This is a genomic window from Vibrio sp. 10N.286.49.E11 (assembly GCF_041469505.1).
GTDB classification, from domain to species: domain Bacteria; phylum Pseudomonadota; class Gammaproteobacteria; order Enterobacterales; family Vibrionaceae; genus Vibrio; species Vibrio crassostreae_C.
Map to the genome: position 1 here is coordinate 1 of NZ_JBFRKQ010000009.1, position 23,499 is coordinate 23,499.

20 protein-coding genes and 1 tRNA gene are annotated in these 23,499 nt (G+C 43.1%); 12 read left to right on the forward strand and 9 right to left on the reverse strand.

What is annotated here, in order from left to right; all coding sequences use genetic code 11:
• Positions 1-278 precede the first annotated feature (278 nt).
• A complete protein-coding gene (locus AB4167_RS02215; protein ID WP_017060532.1) occupies positions 279-1,676 on the forward strand; it encodes an FUSC family protein in 1,398 nt (465 codons plus the stop codon).
• Positions 1,677-1,716: 40 nt separating this feature from the next.
• Positions 1,717-2,256 carry an isochorismatase family cysteine hydrolase gene (locus tag AB4167_RS02220; RefSeq protein ID WP_017060533.1) on the forward strand — a complete coding sequence of 180 codons (540 nt, stop codon included), beginning with the start codon at positions 1,717-1,719 and terminating at the stop codon, positions 2,254-2,256.
• Between the two features lie 125 nt (positions 2,257-2,381).
• Here AB4167_RS02220 and gltX read toward each other — a convergent pair whose 3' ends face one another.
• Positions 2,382-3,809 carry a glutamate--tRNA ligase gene (gene gltX, locus AB4167_RS02225; protein ID WP_372136065.1) on the reverse strand — a complete coding sequence of 476 codons (1,428 nt, stop codon included), beginning with the start codon at positions 3,807-3,809 and terminating at the stop codon, positions 2,382-2,384.
• 300 nt (positions 3,810-4,109) lie between these two features.
• Here gltX and AB4167_RS02230 point away from each other — a divergent pair, with 300 nt between their 5' ends.
• Entirely contained in the window at positions 4,110-6,914 is a 2,805-nt protein-coding gene (locus tag AB4167_RS02230) for a copper-translocating P-type ATPase (protein ID WP_372136066.1), read from the forward strand.
• Entirely contained in the window at positions 6,904-7,344 is a 441-nt protein-coding gene (locus AB4167_RS02235; protein ID WP_017060536.1) for a DUF411 domain-containing protein, read from the forward strand. The genes AB4167_RS02230 and AB4167_RS02235 overlap by 11 nt, the downstream gene beginning before the upstream one ends.
• Positions 7,345-7,605: 261 nt before the next feature.
• Here the strand turns inward: AB4167_RS02235 and AB4167_RS02240 are convergent, their stop codons facing one another.
• Positions 7,606-8,298 carry an oligogalacturonate-specific porin KdgM family protein gene (locus tag AB4167_RS02240; RefSeq protein WP_017064150.1) on the reverse strand — a complete coding sequence of 231 codons (693 nt, stop codon included), beginning with the start codon at positions 8,296-8,298 and terminating at the stop codon, positions 7,606-7,608.
• 533 nt (positions 8,299-8,831) lie between these two features.
• Complete coding sequence (locus AB4167_RS02245) at positions 8,832-11,483, reverse strand: beta-N-acetylhexosaminidase (RefSeq protein ID WP_372136067.1); 2,652 nt, start codon at positions 11,481-11,483, stop codon at positions 8,832-8,834.
• Between the two features lie 404 nt (positions 11,484-11,887).
• Between AB4167_RS02245 and AB4167_RS02250 the strand changes: the two genes are divergently transcribed.
• Both AB4167_RS02250 and AB4167_RS02255 read left to right on the forward strand, forming a co-directional pair.
• Positions 11,888-12,766 (forward strand): TraB/GumN family protein, encoded by an 879-nt coding sequence (locus AB4167_RS02250; protein WP_136982950.1) that lies wholly within the window; start codon positions 11,888-11,890, stop codon positions 12,764-12,766.
• A gap of 131 nt (positions 12,767-12,897) precedes the next feature.
• Positions 12,898-13,320 (forward strand): hypothetical protein, encoded by a 423-nt coding sequence (locus tag AB4167_RS02255; protein ID WP_102321503.1) that lies wholly within the window; start codon positions 12,898-12,900, stop codon positions 13,318-13,320.
• A gap of 84 nt (positions 13,321-13,404) precedes the next feature.
• Here the strand turns inward: AB4167_RS02255 and AB4167_RS02260 are convergent, their stop codons facing one another.
• The 3 genes from AB4167_RS02260 to AB4167_RS02270 are packed head-to-tail and all read right to left on the reverse strand — an operon-like array spanning position 13,405 to position 15,155.
• A complete protein-coding gene (locus tag AB4167_RS02260; RefSeq protein ID WP_372136068.1) occupies positions 13,405-14,241 on the reverse strand; it encodes a CsgG/HfaB family protein in 837 nt (278 codons plus the stop codon).
• Between the two features lie 16 nt (positions 14,242-14,257).
• Entirely contained in the window at positions 14,258-14,668 is a 411-nt protein-coding gene (locus tag AB4167_RS02265; protein WP_102333662.1) for a curli assembly protein CsgF, read from the reverse strand.
• 10 nt (positions 14,669-14,678) lie between these two features.
• A complete protein-coding gene (locus AB4167_RS02270) occupies positions 14,679-15,155 on the reverse strand; it encodes a curli production assembly/transport protein CsgE (protein WP_017064155.1) in 477 nt (158 codons plus the stop codon).
• A gap of 313 nt (positions 15,156-15,468) precedes the next feature.
• Here AB4167_RS02270 and AB4167_RS02275 point away from each other — a divergent pair, with 313 nt between their 5' ends.
• The 3 genes from AB4167_RS02275 to AB4167_RS02285 all read left to right on the forward strand — a co-directional run bounded on the left by AB4167_RS02275 (position 15,469) and on the right by AB4167_RS02285 (position 18,186).
• Positions 15,469-16,080, forward strand: coding sequence for a hypothetical protein (locus tag AB4167_RS02275; protein WP_017064156.1), 612 nt, complete (start codon positions 15,469-15,471; stop codon positions 16,078-16,080).
• A gap of 85 nt (positions 16,081-16,165) precedes the next feature.
• Positions 16,166-17,023, forward strand: coding sequence for a curlin (locus AB4167_RS02280; RefSeq protein WP_372136069.1), 858 nt, complete (start codon positions 16,166-16,168; stop codon positions 17,021-17,023).
• A 494-nt stretch (positions 17,024-17,517) separates the two neighbouring features.
• Positions 17,518-18,186: a LuxR C-terminal-related transcriptional regulator gene (locus tag AB4167_RS02285; RefSeq protein WP_102321508.1), complete on the forward strand. Its 669-nt coding sequence runs from the start codon at positions 17,518-17,520 to the stop codon at positions 18,184-18,186.
• A 102-nt stretch (positions 18,187-18,288) separates the two neighbouring features.
• Here AB4167_RS02285 and AB4167_RS02290 read toward each other — a convergent pair.
• Positions 18,289-18,365 (reverse strand) — tRNA-Pro (locus AB4167_RS02290).
• Between the two features lie 255 nt (positions 18,366-18,620).
• Here AB4167_RS02290 and AB4167_RS02295 point away from each other — a divergent pair.
• The 3 genes from AB4167_RS02295 to rluF all read left to right on the forward strand — a co-directional run bounded on the left by AB4167_RS02295 (position 18,621) and on the right by rluF (position 20,808).
• Positions 18,621-18,761 (forward strand): DUF3149 domain-containing protein, encoded by a 141-nt coding sequence (locus AB4167_RS02295; RefSeq protein ID WP_017062321.1) that lies wholly within the window; start codon positions 18,621-18,623, stop codon positions 18,759-18,761.
• 170 nt (positions 18,762-18,931) lie between these two features.
• Complete coding sequence (gene smrA / locus AB4167_RS02300) at positions 18,932-19,513, forward strand: DNA endonuclease SmrA (RefSeq protein WP_017062320.1); 582 nt, start codon at positions 18,932-18,934, stop codon at positions 19,511-19,513.
• A 176-nt stretch (positions 19,514-19,689) separates the two neighbouring features.
• Positions 19,690-20,808, forward strand: a complete 1,119-nt coding sequence (gene rluF / locus AB4167_RS02305) for a 23S rRNA pseudouridine(2604) synthase RluF (RefSeq protein WP_065584436.1) — start codon at positions 19,690-19,692, stop codon at positions 20,806-20,808.
• 103 nt (positions 20,809-20,911) lie between these two features.
• On the opposite strand, the gene ybaK is transcribed toward rluF, so the two are convergent.
• Together ybaK and ushA are read right to left on the reverse strand one after the other, a co-directional pair.
• Positions 20,912-21,385, reverse strand: coding sequence for a Cys-tRNA(Pro) deacylase (ybaK, locus tag AB4167_RS02310; RefSeq protein ID WP_050651812.1), 474 nt, complete (start codon positions 21,383-21,385; stop codon positions 20,912-20,914).
• A 118-nt stretch (positions 21,386-21,503) separates the two neighbouring features.
• Positions 21,504-23,165 (reverse strand): bifunctional UDP-sugar hydrolase/5'-nucleotidase UshA, encoded by a 1,662-nt coding sequence (gene ushA, locus AB4167_RS02315; protein ID WP_017064163.1) that lies wholly within the window; start codon positions 23,163-23,165, stop codon positions 21,504-21,506.
• Between the last annotated feature and the right edge of the window lie 334 nt (positions 23,166-23,499).

Below are 23,499 nucleotides of genomic sequence, written 5' to 3' on the forward strand. Positions count from 1 at the left end.
CCGCGATGAACCTAAAATAATCGGAACAACTAGCCAGCTTAGAAGAACGATAAACCTGATGTTCTATCGCTATTAACTATTAGAAGATCTATCGATCATTATCAGCATCGAACAATATCGTATAAGTAGAGTGACTGATCGCCCCCCTTCCCCTGAATGTTAAACGATGCAATAGAGTTGCTATATTTGATGGATCAAGGCCTTCAAACTAGAGTTTAGGCTGACCAAAAGATCAGGCAATATCCTCGTATTCGATCCCTCTGCCGCTAAACCCCACTATGCTACTCATTATAAAGTCACTGAGCACTCCAGCCAAGAATGCCATAAAGGTTGCCCTAGCATTTTGTTTAGCTATCTACCTTGCGTTGTATTTTAACCTTGAGAAGCCTTACTGGGCGGCTATCGTGGTCAATATATTGGCCATCACTGATACTATTACTGCTGGCAAGAAAAAAGGCATTCTCAGATTGTTGGGGACGCTTTGTGGCGCGTTTGTCGGGCTTTGGTTAATCGCTGTTTTTGGGCAAGATCGATATTATTTTTTAGCAAACATCGCACTGTTACTCGCAATTTGTATATACATGGGTTCCGATCCGGTCATCGGCTATGCTTACATTACGGCATTTATTGTCTGCATCCTGCTGGCGATATCTGGCAGCTTTGATGGTGTAGCTACATTTAATATTGCGGTACTAAGGCTGCAAGAAACCCTGCTTGGCTTCGTGGTCTATACGACCATCTATAGCGTGGTTTGGCCTGAGGATGATGACACACGCTTTAACAACGAAGTCAGTGTTGTTTTAGAGGCGATGTCTCCCCTCATTCATTCACTCGCTTACAATGACTCAGCGCAGCGTTTCCAGTTACACACGAGCTGCGAGTTAAATATTGAAAGCCCGACCTTCAAAGCGCTGAACGATCTGATGCGCCTGCCCGATTTGCATGGCCGTATGCCTGCCAGAAAGCAGTGGAAGCATCAACAGCAAACTCAAGCAATCTGGGTTGCCAAACAGTTACTGCAAAACGCCCATGATCAAGGGGTTGATCACAATGATTTTTCGATACTTAACCAGGCTATGGCTTTTATTGAAGCATCATCGGTTAATGTCGATTACAAGCCCCCTTTTCCAGAGACAGTCAAACAATTCTACCAGGGTAACTTTAAGAAAAAGCGCTTATTTGCCCGATTACTTGACAACAGCCAGCAACGATTAAGCAATACGTTAGTCGGCACAATGAGCTTCATCTCAGCAATTCTAGTCTGGATATATCTACCAATATCATCGGGAAGTCTGTTCATCATTAACAGTGCCATTTGCGCCTTGATATTAAGCAACATGCCTAGGCAAATGATAAAGCACTGGACCATTGGCTACTTAGCCTTTGGGTCACTGTTCCTCATTCAGTATGTTCTGCTGTTACCTTCGATGACCGAAGTATGGCAATTAATGGCATTTTACTTTGTTAATGTCTTTACGGTGTATCGCCTGTTCGCTGGTAATCAGTGGATGGTCTATCGAGTTCTCGGGGGCAACCTATTAGTAATGATTACCATGAGCGCAACGCAACTTGTGCCTGTTTATGACGTCACTACCCCTTTGAACCTACTCATTTATATGATGGTTGCACTGGCTTTCATCCGCTTTTACACCCGCTTAATACACCGTAAAAGTTAACCACTATAACCTCACACAAAGACCACTAAGGCATAAAGTAATGAAAATGAGTAAATGCTCTGCGCTTGTCGTTATCGACCTGCAACAAGGTATCGTTGATCAATTACCGGAAACCGTGTCCCGACCGATCATAGAGAACAGCCTTGCTCTCTGCGATGCATTTGATGATGCTGATTTACCCGTAATTATTGTTAATGTAGCCGGTCGTCCACAAGGCCGAACGGAACTGCAAAATAAAGCGGCTCAGCCTGACGCATCAAAGATCGTATGGGGAGAGGTCATCGAAAGCCTGCGCCTAAACCCTAATTATCGCTATCTAACCAAATATTCCTGGGGTGCATTTACCAACACAGATTTGCAGAAGCAGCTTTGTGAGCAAGGTATTACGGATATTTATCTGACCGGGGTAGCAACAAGTATTGGGGTCGAATCAACGGCTAGACAAGCATTTGAACTGGGTTATAACGTGGTGATTGTCGAAGATGCGATTGCAGATATGAACCCGATGAACCACCAGCACAGCTGCCAAAATATATTCCCAAAACTCAGTGTTTTAGCAAAAGCTCAAGACTTGCTATAACTGTCTCGTCCTAAAATACGTTGACCGTATTTTCATTAAACAATAAAAAGCCGACAGCGAATTAAGCTGTCGGCTGATGATCGTTCTATCTCAAGTACATTCTATCTCAAACAAGAGAAATAGGATTAAGCGTTAGCTTCACGCTCAGCGATGAACTCAAGAGCCATCTTGATACGAGCGATTACGCGCTCTTTACCAACAAGCTCCATCACTGCATCAACAGAAGGAGACTGACCGCCGCCTGTTACTGCTACGCGAAGTGGCATACCGATTTTACCCATGCCGATCTCTAGCTCTTCACATACAGCTGCAATTACACCATCTTTGATGTTTGCAGTAGTGAAATCTTCAAGTGCTTCAACCTTAGCAAGAGCAAGCTCTAGTGGGCCTTTAGCAACACCACGTAGGTGCTTCTTCGCTGCACCAGCTTCAAACTCAGAGAAATCTTCGTAGAAGTAACGAGATTGCTCAGCAAGTTCGATAAGCGTGTTACAACGCTCGCCAACTAGCTTGATCACTTCAGTAATAGCTGGGCCATTTATTGTATCGATCTTCTGTGCGTCTAGGTGCCATTGCAGGTATTTAGCAACGTACTCAGGCTCAGAAGTCTTGATGTAGTGGTTGTTCAACCAAAGTAGCTTATCAGTGTTGAATGCAGAAGCAGACTTGCTGATAGCCTTCAGGCTGAAGAATTCAATCATCTCTTCTTGAGAGAAGATCTCTTGGTCACCGTGAGACCAGCCTAAACGAACTAGGTAGTTGTTTAGTGCATTTGGTAGGTAACCTTCGTCGCGGTATTGCATTACAGAAACAGCACCGTGACGCTTAGAAAGTTTCGCACCGTCATCACCAAGAATCATTGCACAGTGAGCGAAAGTTGGAACTGGCGCGCCTAGTGCTTCATAGATGTTGATTTGACGAGGTGTGTTGTTGATGTGGTCTTCACCACGAACAACGTGTGTGATACCCATGTCCCAGTCATCCACTACTACTACGAAGTTGTAAGTTGGTGCACCGTCTGTACGACGAATGATCAGGTCATCAAGTTGGCTGTTTGCGATTTCAATGCGACCACGGATTTGGTCATCAAATACTACGCTGCCTTCTTTAGGGTTACGGAAACGGATAACGCACGCATCGCCTTCTTTTGCTGCTTCGTTTGCTGCAACAATTTTAGGGTGGTTAGCATCGTAGCGAGCCATTTCTTTGTTTTCTTCTTGCTCTGCACGAATTTCATCAAGCAGTTCTTTAGACGCGTAGCATTTGAATGCTTTGTCTTCAGCAAGTAGCTTATCAACCATTTCGTTGTAACGGTCAAAACGCTTAGATTGGTAGTAAGGACCTTCATCCCATTCCATACCCATCCATTGCATGCCTTCTAGAATTGCATCAACCGCTTCTTGAGAGTTACGCTCAAGGTCCGTGTCTTCGATACGTAGAACGAATTCACCACCTTGGTTCTTAGCGAATAGCCAAGAGTAAAGTGCAGTACGTGCACCACCAACGTGAAGATAGCCAGTTGGGCTAGGAGCAAAACGAGTTTTAACCGTCATTTAAATACCTTGATTATGTAGGTGATTCTTTTAGTGCTCGCCATTACAAGGCCTGCAATAGTCAAACATCACTAAATTTTGGGCGCTATTTTATCACCACCGCTTAAATCTACAATCAGTAGTGAATGATTAATGCGCTGTTGTTGTACGAAAGCCGTTATTGAAAGGCCAATTACGCCCTTAAAGTCGTAAATAGATAGTCTTAGCAAGTAGATTATAGCCGCACATTCTTAATTTCCCTCTTCCATTCCAAACTGAAACCACCAGCTAGCACTCCACCAAGATCAAATTCTTGAATTTATGTTTGACCTTACCCTTACGGGAAGGTTTATGTTAGGCGTAGATGAGAATTGGAGTATCGATATGAACTACTACACAACGGCGCTCAACGGCCTAAATTGCATGGGTTGCGCGAAGAAAGTTCGCACACTGTTTGATGATCTCGACAATACGACGATCAATGACATATCGCCGACGTACATCGATATTTCGACGCCTTTTAGTTATGTTGAGCTTAATGAACAGTTAGCAACCCTTGGTTATTCAATGGGTAATTCGCTGCACCTTTCATTATCAGGGCTCAGCTGTGGTAAGTGCGTGAACAAACTGACTCAAGCGCTTCAACAAACCGAGCAAGCCTCAAATCTAGAAGTCACCAAAGATGAATTGTCGTTGGTGACTCTACTTTCAGAATCCGAGCTTATTAAGCTGGTCGAAAGCCTGGGTTACCACGCAGCTCCCTACTCAGAAACGAATGACCTTTCATCGAGTTCAGATTTAGAAGACGAACAAGCAGATAAAAAGAGTGAAGATAAAACCGCAGCTAGCCAATATACCTATCACCTTGTTCTTGAAGGGATGACTTGTGCGAGTTGTGTCTCTTCGGTAGAGAAAGCACTGAAAAAGAATGAGTTTGTCGACCAAGCTCAGATCAACCTTGCCGAACAAACTGCCTTGGTTTTCACCTCCAAAACACGTGATCTCATTGAAAACAAGCTCATCGAATCAGTCAAAGCTGCGGGGTATGGCGCCGAGTTTGTTGATGATGCGGCAACACAACAACAAAAACAGCAAGAGCAACAACTTCGCACTCAACAGGCCTTCCTAAAAAATTCAGTGAGTGCGCTACTGCTTGGGGCACCGCTAATGGCATGGGGCGTGTTCGGCGGCAGCATGACCATTACTACATTTAACGACCAACTGGCTTGGGGATTCATTGGTGTGGTTTGTTTAGTGTTGTTAGCCACTTCTGGACGCAGCTTCTTCACCAATGCTTGGCAATCCTTGATGCATAAACGCGCGACCATGGACACGCTAGTAGCTTTGGGTACAGGCGCAGCATGGTTCTACTCAATGTTGGTTGTGCTCATTCCATCGTGGTTCCCTGAAGCTTCTCGTCATGTCTATTTTGAAGCAAGTGCGATGATTGTTGGCCTTATTTCTTTAGGTCACTACATTGAAGCCAAAGCCAAAGCACGCACCACTAAGTCTTTACAGGCGCTGATAAACTTACAGCCTCAAAAAGCGGTGGTTATCGTCGATGGTAAAGAGCAAACCATCGCCGTAGAGGCCATCCAAGTTGGCATGCAAGTTCGAGTAAAACCCGGAGAAAAAGTACCGGTTGATGGTGTCGTAGTCTCAGGTGAATCTTATATCGATGAATCGATGCTGACTGGCGAACCACTGCCCAACGTTAAATCGATTAATGATGGCGTTTCAGCAGGAACCATTAATGGTGATGGCAGCCTGATCATTGAAGCGACGGGAATTGGCTCAAGCACTATGCTGGCTCGAATCATTCAAATGGTTCGCCAAGCGCAAAGCAGCAAGCCTGCGATTGCTAAGCTTGCCGACTCTATCTCTGCCGTTTTCGTTCCAGTTGTGGTTGCGATCGCAGTTGCTGCCGCCTTAGTTTGGTTTTTTGTTGGCCCACAACCAAGCGCCAGTTACATGTTAGTGGTATCAACCACAGTGCTGATCATCGCTTGTCCATGTGCCTTAGGCCTTGCGACACCACTTTCAATTACTGTCGGCGTTGGCAAAGCCGCTGAGTTTGGTGTTCTTATTAAAGATGCGGATGTATTGCAGTCTGCAAGCAAGATCGATGCTGTTGTGTTTGATAAAACAGGTACGTTGACCCAAGGCAAACCAACCGTTCAACAGGCCTTTTACGCTAATCTAACGGAGCAAGAGTTACTGGCTTATGCTTATTCGGTAGAAGTGGGATCTGAGCACCCACTCGCCAAAGCCGTGTGCCAATATGCAGAGAGCTTGGACGTTTCAGTACTCCCACATAGCGAATTTGAAAACCAACGAGGGCTTGGGGTTCAAGCAACAATTAACGGCAAGAACGTGCAAGTTGGCTCGCTTAAGTACCTCACCCAATTAGGTATCAATACAGAGGTTGGCGCGGATTTCATCGAGCTTTGCCACTCGCAAGCGTGGACACCTATTTTCATAGTGATTGACCAAAAACTGGAAGGCATATTGGGCATTTCAGACGCGTTAAAAATAGATAGCAAACAGGCGATAGCTCAACTAAAATCCGCCGGAATTCACACTGTGCTATTAACAGGCGACAACGACTCTGTGGCTCAAGCAATAGGTAAAAGCGTCGGTATCGACGAGGTTATCTCGGAAGTGCTTCCAGAGCAGAAAGCTCAACACATTGTTCAGCTGCAACAACAATATAAGAGTGTGGCTATGGTTGGAGATGGCATTAACGATGCACCAGCGCTTGCTCAGGCCGACATAGGTATCGCAATGGGCAGTGGCAGTGATGTTGCGATTGAAAGTGCGCAAATGACGCTACTCAACTCATCGCCATTATCAGTAAGCAACGCGATCGAGCTATCTCAAGCGACTGTGAGAAACATGAAGCAAAACCTGTTTGGTGCCTTCATCTACAACTCGCTTGGTATTCCTATCGCGGCCGGTGTGCTTTACCCATTTTTTGGATTTCTGCTTAGTCCAGTAGTTGCAGGGGCAGCGATGGCGATGTCGTCAATTACGGTAGTAAGCAATGCCAACAGGCTGAGATTGTTCAAACCAACTCATTCTAATATTAATAAAAACCATATTCATGAGGTTAACCATGATTCGTAAAATTATGACTCTTACTGCACTCGCTGCAATCTCAGGACAAGCTTTAGCTACTGATGTTCTAAACCACAAATCTCCATACTGCGGCTGCTGCACAGAATGGACTGAACATATGCGAGATGCTGGGTTCGATGTTACTGAGAAGCTCCACGATGATATGAACCCAATCAAGCAGAAGCTAGGGGTAACACAGGAGTTAGCCTCTTGCCACACTGCCGAGATCGACGGTTACGTATTTGAAGGACACATTCCAGCAGATGACATTAAAGCCTTTCTAGAAAACCCACCACGTAATGCGATTGGTTTAGCGGTTCCGGGTATGCCAATGGGTTCGCCAGGCATGGAATATGGCGATAAGAAAGACGAGTATTCTGTGTATGCGTTTAATGAAAAAGGTCAGGTGTTTGAATACCGTCACTACAACGGGAAATAGAACCTAAACAGACCAACACACAGCAATAAAAAGAAGTCATAAAAATAGAGCCTAGCATTCAGTAAACCCAAGACTGTGGTTTACTTGCTAGGCTCTTTGCTTTTGGACAGTAAAGCAAATCTTGTCGCGGCACCAACCGGGCTGTTAGTACCGCTATGTTCCCCTCGCTAATTAGCTAGCAAGCTATTTAGCAAAAAGCTATTTAGCGAAGAAGCTCACTCGGCTAATAATCTAATAGACTAAGCAACCAAGCGAATCAGCTTAGAAGCCGTAAGAAGCACCGAATACGAATGCGTTGTTCTGCTTAGAATCGCCGTTTGCGAAATCTACACCGTTAGCTTGGCTACGGAATTCAAAGTAAGGTTGAACACCTTGACGAGTCCATGTTGCACGTAACTCGTGGTCCATCGCTTCAGCATCAATCATGTATACGTTGTTGTAGCTAAGCGCTAGGTCAGCATTCACTGTGTAAGCAATGCGGTTATCCATGCGGTAGTCTGTGTCAGCGTTAGCAGAAGTATCATCAATGTGTGCACGAGTACGGTTGCTAATAGAGATACCGTTGTCGAAGTTGTAACCGATCTTAACTAATGGACGGAACTGAATGCTTTCACCCGCAGAGAATAGGTGTTGGTAACCCGCAGCAACCCATAGGTTGTCAGTGATGTTGAAAGATTGCTCACCACCTACAGTGATGCCTGGAGTAGTATTACCTGCACCGCCATTTTCAGATTCAAGTTTGCCCAGTTGGATACCATCAAACTCAGAATAAACCGTGAAACCGCCTAGAGAGTTATCAAACGTGTGACCAGCTTCTAGCGTAGAAGTCATGTCAGAACCGTGGATACGGCCATCGTCATGAATTTGGATGTTACCCGTTACGTAAGAAGAACCAGCAAAAGCACTAGAAGCGAAAGCAAGAGAAAGAGCACTTAGAGCGATAATTTTTTTCATAGTAAACTGCCTTAGTTTAATTTTTTCAGCGGCACATCTTCGGTACATCATTCACCTTCACCGCTTGAGTAGTTGGTAGCCTCCCTGGCATGAAATCTATGTTGCTCGAATTAATTCGCGTTTAAAAATAAAAGGGACAGCAGAGTGATCCCTCTCACTATCAAAAAAAGACAAGTTATTTAAAACTTTAAAATCAACAACTTAAAAACATAAAAATTGATAAAAAACTTAAGATGGAAAAATATACAGATCGGGATCACGTTATTTCACGAAGAAAAATTAGATCTAGATAGTTGAATCACATCTGATTTAGAGTTTTTTACAGGGGGCTTATTTTTTGAAGAGAATAATGAGAAGCGCGTCACTTTTGGGATTAAAGTCACCTTATGTGCATTGTTGATGATATTACCAAAGGCGATTTCTATATGTTTCAGTTTTGGATATGCACCTAATTCGCAGTAAACAAAAAGAGCTCCCGTTTTATCTTGAATAAGATAAAGGTCAGGAGCTCTTCTACTAATAGTGCTTATCGATTATTTAACTGAGGTCACTCGACTTACTTTCTCACCACTTTCTGAAATAGAGCGGATGTAAGTCTCACCAGAAACTGATGGACGTTGTTGCTCATCGTATGTTAGCCAGTTTTCGCCATCAGCAGAGTATTGCAGCTCTACACCTGGGAATTGAACGTTCATCGCTAGCTTACCGTCAACAACCTTCGCACCTGGAACTGGTAGTCGGTAATCAATACCCGCTTTTTCTAGCTTAGCTAGCTCACGTTGACCAAGAATATTCGCGAAGCGATTAAAGTCGCTGTTCAACGCTTGCTTATTCACTAAGTTAGTTTCTTGAGAGTATTCAACACCAACCTTGTAGTCGTTTTCCCAATCTGCTCGGTGCCATGCGCGCTCTGCTGCTGCCAATACGCGAGGGAACACCATGTATTCATACTGCTCGTCAGTACGTACTGTTTCTGACCAAAGTTGAGCTGACAGACCGTAGAAAGGTTTCGCTTCAACCTCACCTTTACCAGTAAAACCATTGCCATCACGGTCTAATGATGTTTCTGCGTTTTGTGGCATGTTTTCTGGTGCGAAGCCAAACATCTTACGAGTATCGGTTGCACGTGTTGCCCAGTAGTAACCACGCTCAGCTGCATCAACTTCGTATGGCATATCCATGTATACGTAGTCTGGGTTAGAGACAATCACGTCATACCCTTTTGCTGACCAATCGTATACTGATGAAGTTCCGCCCCAGTAAAGAACGTCCCAGAAGTTCACGCGTGTACTTTCGGTCGCAAATGCTTCCTCGCCTTCGCTGTATTTCAGACCATCTTGCCATGCTTGGAAGTGGGGAATACCCTTCTCAGCAACAATCTTAGAAACCTGTTCTGCGAAGTGGCTTGGTAGATGACCGAAATCGCTTACAGTACCATCAGCGATCAATGACTGACATTGTGGTGATTGTTGGAACGGCTTATCTTGCTTAGACAAATCGATGTTGCCTTTCCAAGCCACTTTATCTTCTGCATTAATATCTTGTAAGCCTGCGCCTAACTTGATGTTTTTCGCTTCATCGCCGCCGAAGTGCCAAGTCGTTAGCGGTACGCCCGCTTCTTGGTGCATTGCCGCCACTTCAGAGATTACTTTATCGACGAAGTGAGTTGATGACTCCATACATGGGTTAATGAAGCTTTGCTTATCGTAGAACTGAACCGTGGTTACATTCGATGTATCTTGCGGATCCATCAAGCGGTATTCGTTCGCTTCTGCTTCTTTGCCTTCCGCCATGAGACGAGTGTAACGCGCTTCCATTGATACCACAGCTGAACGAGCGTGTGCTGGCATATCAATTTCAGGGATAACTTCGATGCTGCGCGCTTTAGCGTAGCTTAGGATCTCGACGTAATCCGCTTTACTAAAGAAACCAGAGCCAAAGTTGTCTGTTGTTGTACCAGAACCTAGCTGAGGCAGTAAGCAGCTTTGTTCATCCAAATCAAAACAACGATTAGACCCTACATCCGTTAGCTCTGGTAAACCTGGAATTTCTAAACGCCAACCTTCATCATCCGTTAGGTGAAGGTGCAGTTTATTCATCTTGTATGCCGCCATTTGATCTAGCGTTGCTAGGATGGCATCTTTTGAGTGGAAGTTTCGAGCAACGTCCACCATCACACCACGATAATCAAAGCGCGGCGCATCTTTAATTGACAGTTGTGGTAATGATTCAGCGTTCTGACTATCTATTAGGCCAAAAATAGACTGAACTGCGTAGAAAGCACCCGTTTTATCAAACGCTTTAATTGCAATCCCCTCTTCCGAGATGCTTAGTTCATAAGCGCCAGATTTCGCTAAATCACCCGTAAACTGAGTAGGAACAACAGCGACACTCACAGGTAGGTCGCCACTCACATCTACGTTTACCACATCTGCACGTTCTTCAATTGCTGCGAATTGCTCAGCGTCGAATGCGTCTTTAGGTAGGGCAATACCACCAGCAATGCTAACTGAACCTTCACCGGCTTCTACCGACATTGGCGTTGGTAGTAAAGTAGTTGATACGTCTTGCGTTGCTAGATCAGCATTCTTTTCAAAACGCGTCACCGCTGTCGCCATTACGTTATTATCATCAGGCGTACGCTTAAGGTTATTACCCTCTAGACCAGTTACGAACGATGCAACATCTTCTGTATTCAATGATGCAATCATCTTAGGTTCTGCGTTTGGCGCCGTCACGAATGCACCTGGCATAAAGTCAGTTTCAAACAGTTGCCAGTATTCACTCGTTAACGGAAGAACCACTTCTTCACCAGCCGCAAAGCCGTCAAATTTTTCAGTAGGTTCTAGCTTGTGAAGATCACCAGTAACGCGAGTGATCTTAAATTGCTCATTATCAACATCTAAAATAAGACGAATACTGTGGAAGTAGATGCTCCAATCTTTAGAGTCAATCGCTTCACCGTCATTGGTTAGCGTCATGTTCACTTTATTACATGACGCCCATTCAGCACCTAGGTCCTGACAAGCCAAGCCTTCATTCGCACCATGATTAGTTAGAATTTCGTACTGAACATCAAGATTATCAGCCAGTGCATTCACTACTTTTTGTTCTGGTGCTTGCGTTACTGCACAACCTGTTAGGCCAGCCAATACCGCTACAGATAGTAAGTTTCTCTTCAACATCGTATTCACCCATAAATTAAAAATTGAGTAAGAAGCAAAATGGAGCGCTTCGAAAGTTAGATAAACTATATGGGCTTATTTTTTACCGTGAATTAAATCGAGCTAATAAAGTGATCGGCTTCAAATCTCAAAAATTTTTATAAATTTAATTTAAATAAAATCATCAAGTTACAAGCAACGGCACTTCCGTCATTTTAATTTTGACGTAAAATTTGAGAAATGAATCACAATCTTTTTTACCGATTTCATAAAATCGTGTCGTTGTTACTGAGAAAGGTTTAAGAGTTTTTTGGTGTTGTTATACTTTTCGTACAAACAACGTGACATCGTTCTCAAAAAAAACCGTTAAAAAACAACGTCAAAATCGATTTTGACGAGTTTAATACTTCCTAAAGGAGCTCCCTTTGCGCCCATTCTTCTACATGGTTTTATTCGTTCTCGCTTTTTCAGCTAGGCAAGCGGTCGCCGAGCCCCTTTATTGGCAAGCACAAAAGGATAATCTGACACTCACTATCTTAGGTTCAGTGCACGTTGGAGACGAGAGTATGTACCCCCTTCCTTCGGCGATCACCGACGCGCTAAAAAACAGTGATGGCTTAATTATCGAAACGGATATCAGAAAGTCTGATGGCGTTGTATATCCCCGCAACAAACTCACGACTGCCGATGTACTCAATACAGAACAGCTGCAATTATTAACCGACATATCAAAATCATTGGGCATGCCGACGCAACAACTGCTTCGCTCACCGCCTTGGGCAACTTCTCTCTCCATACAAATGCAGCAGTTAAAAAACCTTGGTTATGGCTCCGCCAGCGGCGTTGATGCGACGCTAGCGAACAAAGCGACTACCCAAGATGTTCCGGTTATCAGTTTGGAGCCTCTGCAATTCCAAATAGACCTGATGACAAAACAAAAGGACGACGGTAAAGAGTGGTTAGTCAGTAGCCTTGAAGAATTTGACCAAACTGATCGCGTGGTTCATTGCCTGATTGAAAGCTGGAAAGCGGGTGATTTAGCGAAGCTGGAAGCCTTCTCAGAACTGTCAGAGATATCGCCTGAACTTGAGAAAGCATTCTTAACCGATCGCAACATAGACTGGGCAAACAAACTATCCTCCAATGATTGGAAGCTTAAGACTAAAGGGAACTACATGATAGTAGTTGGTACCTTGCACCTAATTGGAGAAGGTAACCTTATACAGTTATTAGAAAAGAAAGGCTTCAGTGTCATTCAGCAATCACAAAGCCAATCAGCCCAATGTCAATTTGAGACTAGCTAAAAAAGCTAACGATGCTCAACCTCATTTTGTTTTCGTTATAAAAGCATTTCCTTAATAACAGAATCTTTACATTTAATAGCACCATTGCAGTGCTATTATCTTTCGCTCTTTTTACCTATGGCGTTGTTCTAATGAAACCAGTACTTTTTGCTTTCCCTTTAGCCCTCACGATGCTGATGCCCTCAATAGCCTCAGCCAAAGAAACATGCACCATCGAACAGTTTCAGGCGATAGACATACAACCGGATACCAAAGGCGGTGTATTAGATAAAGAAAGCGGACAGTTTTTGATTACAGAGAAACCACCGATGCGCTGCGCCAATATTACGTTCACAACATCTACAACACGAAACCGTATCGCAAGCCAAATGAACAACAATTTTGAAGCAAACTTTTACGACAACCAAACGGGAAGCTCTCACTCGGTGACGTTTGATGAAGATGAAATAAAGGCAGGTTACATTCGAATAGGCCCGAATAAGCCAGCGGAAGCGTATGTTTGTTTTGTTACCTCGGAAACACCGATAAAAGATATTACGTGTGATGTGAATTGATCATTGAGTTGCTTGAAGAAAAAAACAGGGCTAAGGGAAAGGTCCGTTTTCCGCATAGCCCTATTTTGCTGCTTACTCGGTAGCTTAAAGTATGTCTGTACTCGCTTCGGAATAACGTGCGATAATCGGATTTTCTAATGCATTCGGATCGCCCGGCGACCACATTCCACGCTTCATTCCTTTCACAATCAAATGAATCACCGCGGCATCAATAGCAGACATCACAGCAATATTGACCGGTTCATTTTGGCTATAGCCCATTTCAACTTCCAATAGTTCTTTGTAGTCAACAAACCTGAATGCGCCGAATCCTATCTCATGTGATGAAATGGTTTTTGTCGTAGTCACACTCAACAGAACTTGCCCTGTTCTTACATCAACGGCTCTTAAGTTAACTGTCACTTGATCGGTTCTATACTGCCCTGAGCCACCAATGCCAAGATACTTCGCACCAGCCCCACCTGTAACAATATTAGAGTCATAAGCAACAATACCGCCTTCAATAACGATATTCGCAGAGCTCAACGATGTTAAGTCGGCTCCGTGATTGTTCACTACCTTGTCTTTTTTCTGAGCAGCACGAATGATCTTACGTTCCGTCAACAAGTTCTGGAGCCCTTCACGCTCTAGAGGAACAAACCACTGGGAATCTATCAATGCCGTGGTCAGTAAAGACGTTCCACCCTGTGGTACCGCTGTCGAAAAGTTACTGTTTGGCTGAGGTTTATACTGTCCCGTTTGATCTCTAAAATCATAAACCGAAACAAGTATTTTACCGCGAGGCTGAGGTAATGAGATCAGGTCCGTATAAGTCGATCCTCTCGGCATCAACTTTGGCGTTTCAGAAGTCTCTGGAATTTGCATAGAGTAAGTGCACCCTCCCAACACAAAGGTCAAGAAGACGATAATGATCGATTTCATAACACAATCCTTGTGATTAGAGGTCGGGGTTTAATCCAGAGACACTGATTTCTGTCGATTCCCCAGTCTCTTTATCGACGATTTGAACCAACAAAGTCCCGGAGTCGTCAACAATATTGAGGAAAAAGTCATCTGTTTCTAACTGCCCTGTATTTCCGTTACCTACATCAGCAAGCAACTGGCTTATCAAACGAGACTCTAAACTAGACGCTAAACGATCTAAGGCTGATTCTTGCTCATCAAAGATATCCCTTGCACTTGGGTCTTCATAATCATTGATAGCATTAGCGTGATTAAAAAGGTGAGAACTGTTTAAAGCGTTTCCGCCAAAACTTGGATTTACGGGCGTATAAACTAATTCGCTTGAGTAAACCGAAGGCGAAACTATCAGCGCAATGAGCGCGGCCTTTCTGAAAAATATCGACATCCTTGGCTCCTTAAAATTCATCATGGTCTAGATCGTAAGTGTCCTGAAAGATCCGTTCCGCTTGCCATCGGATGATGTAATTCCCAACCACTCGTGTTGCATCGGCAGCGCGTTCTTTCGCTTGTCTACGACCAGGGGACAACGCCGTACGGAAGATCGGTTTTCTAGAGTGTTGAACCTCTATGATGCTTCCTGATAACGCCGTTGGCCTTTCTTTTACCGTCAAATTTTCCTTAAGGTCGGGATAACTATCATTGAGCGATTGCGAGAAGAAAAAATAGAAATCCTCTCCCAACCGCGTAATGGTTCTGTCCACAATGATTCCATCGACTTCACTGAAGTCATTGAATTTTTCCTTAAGATTATTTGTCGAGTCCTCAAGTTTTTGTCCATTTTCTAAAGGAGCAGCATTTTCAAGACCATGACTCTTTTCTTCTGCATGAAGAGCAAAGGAAAGCAGAGTTATTGTAAGCAGCTTGATTTTCATATGTGCTCCCATTCAAAGTCTATTTACAAAATGAGAATGTGATTCGTTGAAACTGAATAAAGCGTAATTCATGCTTACAGTGGCATATATAAACTTTCGAATTAATTACTGAAGGGAATTGATTAACTAAGGTTGGTAGGATTCGGTCAAATACTAATTAAATTTCATATGAACAACTAAATATTTTCAACTTTAAGTTTATAGCTGTTCGTAAATTCAAGGCCTAGGATTTCGATAAGACAAAGGTTCACTCATTCCCTACGCAGTTTATTTTCGTAGGGATCATAATCACGAACACTTTAAGGTAAAGATGATGGTAATTGGGAAAGCATCACTTATCAGCTTAACTTGTTTATATTTTTTATCAGGAGGTTTTAATAATGCTATCGCGTCAGATATAGAAGGGGATTTTTTACATAATGTTAATCAAGATATAGTCAATGATTATAATTATTTAGAAAGCTTCTCTTCTGGAGATTTAGATAATTATTCAGAATTAAATATATCTAATGCTACTGATTCAATAGCAATAATAAAGCAACGCAGTCCTGGTATTACCGCGAACAACAGAGCGAAGATAACGCAAAGCGGAAGTTCTAACTCCGCATACATTGGTCAAACAGGGCGCAATAATACCGCCTTAATAGACCAGAATGGTTCAAATAACGATGCCGCAATTGGGCAACTCGGAGTAAATTCTGAAGCGCTTATTTCCCAAGACGGGAATAACAATTTAGCAGTTATCGGACAAGCTAACTTCTCAAGACAGAGTAGTCAGCTGAGCATTGACCAAAAAGGCAATGGCAATACTGCTTATTTGGTTGGTTCTGGAAGAAGTAATTTAGGAATTTCTCAAGACGGCAACGACTTTGCTTTAGTGAAAGCGTCTAGCTCAATGAGAATTCACATCAATCAAGCCAATTAGCGCGCAGTATGGAAAGCTTGATTCACCGTTGCTTCTCGATGAAGTAACAACATAGTCGACATGGAAATGTATAAGGATACAACTTATGAAAGTTACACAAATTGGAATTATAGTCGGTGCTATTCTGGGCTTTAATGCAGCATACGCAGATAATTTACCTGCTCCTTTTCCAGCCTCTGAGCCAGCGTTGGGGACAATAGAAGGAACAACCGATCTTGGCATATCATCGACAGTAGCCGGTATTCAACCTTTAGCGATGGATAATACTGCCGTTTGGCAAATGGGTAGTGGCGCTAATGCCAATGTCACCATTAACCAGAACACGTCTGGTGTTACTTATGGGCATGTTGCACTAGTTGACACACATGCTAGCTATAACTCTGACGTAGTGGTTCAACAAGATGGCAATCTCAATGAAGCTCACGTTAAGTTACGCTATGTAAACAACAACGCCTGGGTTGATCAAGATGGTGTTAGTAACCAAGCCCAAATTACAGTTCAACCTTATGGTCGAAGCAATGATTTACGAGTTACACAAGTGGGTAACGAGAACATCTCTGTCGTCAATGCTCTAGGTGGTGCTGACTACAATGAAGCTGATGTGAATGTCTCTGGTAACTCCAATACAACCTATACCGAGTTTAGTAACGCGAGTGTTGATAATAATGATGTAGACATCGATATCAGCGGCGATAATAACTATGTTCAAACGATAGTCAACACCGATGTTGGTGGTGGCGACGATAACTATGTCGATATCGATCTCGTGAGCAGTAGCGATAACCGAGTATTCACGTTACAAACAGGATCTCATTCAGATGCCATTGTTAGCTTAACAAACAGCAGTTCAAACCAATTTATGATTGAACAAACCTCTTATGATACTGCTCTCGTTTCAGGTAATGGCGCAAGTGGTAATGTCGGTATAATTTATCAGAATTAATATGATAAAGAGTGCATATATTAAAACGGCGTTGATCGCCGTTTTATTTATTTCTTTCCATTTTAATGGATTTTCTTCTGATTTAAATTCAGTACAGTGCCTGATAAAAAATAAAAGTCTTATTCTGACCATAAATAACAGTGTGGCATCTTCATTAACGTTGAGTACGAACACCAACTCTAATTTCAACCAGAATACGAATAGTGGTATTACAACGTTGATTATTAATATAAATCAGTTTCCTGCCACTATAAAACTTCACCCAAACAAGGGGATCTGGAAAATTCATAAAGACTGTACAATCAATAAAATAAAACCATAAATCTCGGTAATTCCCTCTTTCTACTTAAGTATTATTTTACCTTCGACAATACTATTAAATTAATTTTATAAATTTGATGAATAATTAGCTTTAAAAATTAGCAAAATAACAATACGTGCTTTAAACTAAAACACCTAAAGTTCAAGTAATGAGTTAAGAAAAGGAGTTCCACATGGCTAAACTGGAGGCTCATAACACCATTTTACTTGCGGAGAACAATTTACAATCGATACTACTAAAAGAGTCTATAGAACAGAAAGTTAACCTGAACATAAAACTCATATCACCGGAAAGGCTCAGTGCTAAATCCCTAAAAAACGATGACTTAGTTCTGATTATTATTGATTTCCCGACAATGAGTAAGCAATACATTGAGAAATACCAGGAGCTCAGAGATGACGTAGCAAGTGATGTCCATGAAGTGCTACTCAATACACCAGGCGATTTCCCGCACTCTGAAATGCTTAAATGGCAGTATCTTGTCGGCATTTTTTATACGTCGGACACGCTTGAAAAGCTCGTGGCCGGCTTTAACTGCATTTTGCAAGGCGAGATGTGGATGAGTAGAAAGCTCATTTACCAGTACATTAGCTTCTACAGAGAGAGGCAGTGCGCGAAAACCAGTCCTTATTACCTCAAGCTGACCAAACGCGAGCAGCAGATCATTAAGTTACTCGGTGATGGAGCATCTAACACTCAGATAGCAGATACCCTCTATGTCAGTGAGAATACGGTCAAAGCACACCTTCACAACACGTTTAAAAAAATCAAGGTGAAGAATCGCTTACAAGCTTTGATCTGGGTTAAGAACAACGTTGCGACAAATGAGTTTGTCCAATAGACCTAACTCTCTGCCCTCAACCATAAACAGTCAATGCAGTTAGAATGTAGAAATCCCAAATACAAAAAAGCCGTAGCATCTCTGCTACGGCTTTCTTTAATGTGGTCGGTGAAGAGGGATTCGAACCCCCGACCCTCTGGTCCCAAACCAGATGCGCTACCAAGCTGCGCTATTCACCGAGATATCTAACTGGCTCATTGCCTGTCGATGGAGCGTATAATACGGGTTCTGAATTTATCCGCAAGGGCTTTTTCTCATATTTATTGCGATTTTGAATCGTTCGAACAAAAGACATACAACAACGAACATGATGTGACGAAAAACACACAGTTACCAACAAGTATTTAACTTATGAAACAGGATTGATCCAGATCAGTGAATTGATAATGCTTGTTAATACACTAAGCCATGTCATATAACTTTGAGGTATACACATGGACTTTTGGCTAGATCTCCTATTTGGTAATGCGGTGGGACTATCTTCAATGATAGTAATCTTCGGGGCTCTGGGTCTCATGATGTTTTATGGAGGCTTCTTCATATACAAAGTTATGACTGAAAAATCTCCTCACTAGAATCGCTCTGCCTAAATCATTTACTTTTAAGTATTCTTTTACTTTATAAGTAAATGTCAAAACGCTTTGCACCGGAGCAGACTTATTGTCTTCTCCGGTTTTTTCATTTTTAAACCTAACCTCAACTTAGGTATACTTACCCTATCCTTCTCCAACTTGAGATACACACTATGTCTCATGATGATGACTTAGATCTATTCCAAGAAATGATGGGCGATGTTAAACGTATCGACCATGACACCGCTGAACACCAGAAAGTACACCGAGTCACCGAATCTCACCTTGCTAAGCGTGAAGCCGCTATGTGGCTGTCTGACGACGAGAAAGACTACTTATCATTAGACTATTCGCCAATGATCAAGCCAGACGATGTTGTTGCTTATAAAAAAGACGGTGTACAAGAAGGCGTATACAAAAAGCTGCGCCTAGGAAAATACCCTATTCAAGCCAAGCTCGACCTTCATAGGAAAACACTGAAAGACGCACGTAACGAAGTGCTTTCATTTTTGCGTCAGTGTTTAAGAATGGATGTTCGTACCGTCATCATTGTTCATGGTAAGGGTGAGCGTTCGAATCCACCTGCAATGATGAAAAGCTACGTGGCAAATTGGCTAACACAAATCAACGACGTTCAATGTGTTCATTCTGCTCAGCAATTTCATGGTGGTACGGGCGCAGTCTACGTAATGCTCAGAAAGAGTAATGAGAAAAAGCTAGAGAACAGAGAGCGCCATCAAAAACGCACCAGTTAATAGGTTGAGATAGATAAATGGACTAGTAACGATTTTGCATCAAGATCGATATTTCGTGCCTAGACTCACACCAAGTGCTAAAATTACCTCAGTTAACGAATTTCAACTCAAAGCAACTATCCAAAGGTTGCTTTTTGTTTATCTACATTTCCGTTGTGAAACGCTAAGAGAATATCATGTCACAAGAATCCCAAGCTAAACGCCTTAATAAATACATCAGTGAAACTGGTTTTTGCTCACGCCGCGAAGCCGATAAACTGATTGATGCAGGCCGAGTTACTATTAACGGTAAGATCCCTGAAATGGGTACTAAAGTCTTGCCAGGTGATGATGTTGAGATCGACAATAAGCCTGTTCGCTCAAAAGAGAAGCCGATTTACATTGCTCTCAATAAACCAACAGGTATCACCTGTACGACTGAGCGTGATATTCCTGGCAACATCGTCGACTTTATTGGCCACCACAAGCGCATTTTCCCGATTGGTCGTCTAGATAAGCCTTCTGATGGCCTTATCTTCCTAACCAATGACGGCGACATCGTAAACAAGATCCTACGTGCAGGTAACAACCACGAGAAAGAATACGTGGTGCGTGTAGATAAGCCGATTACGACGGAATTCTTGAAGCAAATGGGCGCTGGCGTTCACATTCTCGATACAGTCACTTTGCCATGTAAAGTAGAGAAAGAGACTAAGTTCTCATTCCGAATTACGCTAACACAAGGCCTTAACCGCCAAATTCGCCGTATGTGTGAAGCGCTCGGTTATGAAGTATTTAAGCTACGCCGTGTTCGTATTATGAATATCTCACTAGACGGTATTCCTAACGGCAAATGGCGCTACCTGAGCGACGAAGAGATCACTGAAATTTTAGCGATGTGTGAAGGCTCAGTAAGTACGGAAGATGCGTCAAAAATGAACGCGAAAGGTCAACGCATTCGCAAAGCGACTGACGCGAAACTTTTTGATAGCCGTGAAGAGAACCAAGCTTCAACAGCGCGCCGTAATCAAAACGAGAACCGTACTCGCACTTACCGCGGTAACAATGCGGATGAATTCCGTCATGCACCTAACTCAAAGCGTGGCCGCAATTCATCAAATGGTGAAAGCGGTGGTAATACCGAGAACTGGAAATCGAACTCTCGTTCAGAGCGTTCTAATTCAGATAGAAACCGTTCGGATCGCAATCGCACAGATCGTAGAAGCGGTAAGCCGGCAAACCGCAGCCAAGATTCAAACAGACCGAACAAACCTGCACCAAAGCGTGTTGGTGGTACTTTAGGTCTGAAGAAGTAGTCTGAATCAGTAAGACGAGACACTCGATATAAAAACGCCCGCTAGATTAGTCTAGCGGGCGTTTTTGTTTGTCATTCGATAGTTTTATCATCATGACAACAATCTATAAACATAGATCAGCAAACTGGCCGCGAGTCAGCAGTGTTAAGTCTTTTGGGTCTAATTCAATCTCTAGCCCACGCTTACCTGCACTCACACATATCGTTTCAAAACCTGTCGCACTGGAATGAACGAAGGTAGGTAGTGCTTTCTTCTGACCAAGCGGACTAATTCCCCCCACGACATAACCCGTGGTTTTCTGAGCAATATCTGGATCAGCCATCTCTGCTTTTTTGCCTTTCGCCGCTTTTGCTGCCAGCTTTAGGTTTAGCTTCTGGTCGACAGGAATAACGGCGACTGCCAAATCTTTCGCCACACCATTCAAGCAGAACAACAGCGTTTTGAATACACGTTTGGGATCTTGACCAAGCGCTTCAACGGCTTCTAAACCATAGTTCGTATTATTGGCATCATGATGGTACTGATGCACGCTATGAGCGATTTTCTTTTTCTTGGCGAGATTGATTGCTGGGGTCATAACAAATCCAAACGATAGATAAACAAAAAGCGACGCCGAGGCGTCGCTTTAGTTAAATTTATCATGGTGCTAGAGTCAATCTAATTTAGCACCTATTGATACAATTGCTTGGATTCAATTACTTGTAAACCATTTGGCCTGAAGGCGCGTACTTGTTCACGTCAACCGGGCTGTTTGCTTCTAGGTACTCTTTCAGTACTTCAGCATCAACAAAACCAGTATTTACGTAACCTGGGTGATCAGACAGTTTAGGGTAACCGTCACCACCAGCAGCGTTAAAGCTTGGTACTGTGAAACGGTAAGTTTCGTCTAGACGAAGCTGTTTGCCACCGATGAATACATTCGATACTTCACCGTTCGCTACTGTCATAGAGATACCAGCAAACTGAGCGTAAGCACCAGAATCGATTGGTTTAGTCGCTACTACATTTAGGTAATCCAGAACTTCTTTACCCGTCATGTCTGTGTAAGTCAGGATGTTTGCAAAAGGCTGTACCTTCAGTACATCTTTGTAAGTGACATTACCGGCTTCAATTGAGTCACGAACGCCACCAGAGTTCATCACAGCGAAGTCTGCTTTTGCACGCTCCATGTGAGAAGTCGCAATCAAACGACCTAGGTTGGTCTGTTGGAAACGAACGACGTTACGATCGCCTTCAAGCTTGCCATTTGTCTCAGCGATTTGAACTTCTAGCTGTGCCTGACCTTGCTCTTGGAAAGGACGTAGGAATTCAAGTAGCTCTGGGTCTTGTGCGATTTCATCTTGAATAAGAACACGTTGCTTCTTACCGTCGATCTTAACTTTCTTCTTAAGGTTAACTGGAATCAGGTCGTAGCTCACCATCTCTAGCTCGCCATTACGGAATTCGTAGTCAGCACGACCTACGTACTTGCCCCACTCGTGAGCTTGAACGATGTAAGTACCGTTCTGTACGTCAGGCTTACACTCATCACCCGGCTTGAAGTTTTTCTTCGCAACGTTAGGGCCTTCCATACATACAGGCTCTTGAGAGTGACCACCAACGATCATGTCTAGATCGCCTTCGTTTAGGTAACGAGCAAGTGCGACATCACCCGGAGCATTAACACCACGTTGGCCATTTTCGTAGTGACCCATATGAGTCACAGCAAAGATTAGATCCGGTTTTTCTGTTTCTTTAAGTTCAGCGATTAGCTTCTTCGCTTCTTCTTTAGGATCACGGAAGTCGATGCCTGCGATAAATTCAGGGTTACCAATCTTTTGGGTATCTTCAGTTGTTAAACCAATAACCGCAATCTTGATGCCTTGCTTTTCGAACATCTCGTAAGCTTGGAACTTACGTTCACCTGTCGCTTTATCGTAGATGTTTGCAGATAGCATTGGGAAGTTAGCCCAGTCGATCTGCTTTTGTAATACGTCTAAAGAGTTATCAAACTCGTGGTTACCCAATGCCATGGCATCGTAACCAATTTTGTTCATACCTTTAAAATCAGGTTCTGCGTCCTGAAGGTCTGACTCTGGAACACCCGTGTTGATGTCACCGCCAGATAGAAGCAACACGCTACCGCCTTCTGCTTCAACTTCTGAACGAAGTTGGTCAACTAGCGTTTTACGTGCAGACATGCCGTATTCGCCATATTTATTCTGCCAGAAACGACCATGGTTATCGTTTGTGTGAAGAATCGTTAGCTTGTAAGTTTCGTCTTGGTTCCAATCATGAGCTGATTGAGACGCACACCCAGCTAGAGTAGCTAGAATTGCAGCACTTAGTGCTGTCTTTAGAATAAGGCGTTGCTTCATTGTCATACCTTTGAACTTTTTAGGGAATCCACTGCTTTTTATAATCTATTGCGACCCCTTTCCTGGAGTTCGAACAATAAGACTTCAACATGACTAATCTTAAATTAACATTCTAGATGTAACACGACGATTTCATATTTATGTCGAATTGGTCACGCATAGGTCAACAGTTAAGTGTAACAAAATTATGAGATTACACTCAAACTTCCCCTGCATCACAAGCAATCGTTTACTTACAAAGTGTGATGAATATCAGCAATTTACTGCAAACAGGACTGACCTCACACTCATATAAGAGTTTCTTAGGTAATAACCCGCCATGTTAACAACTCTT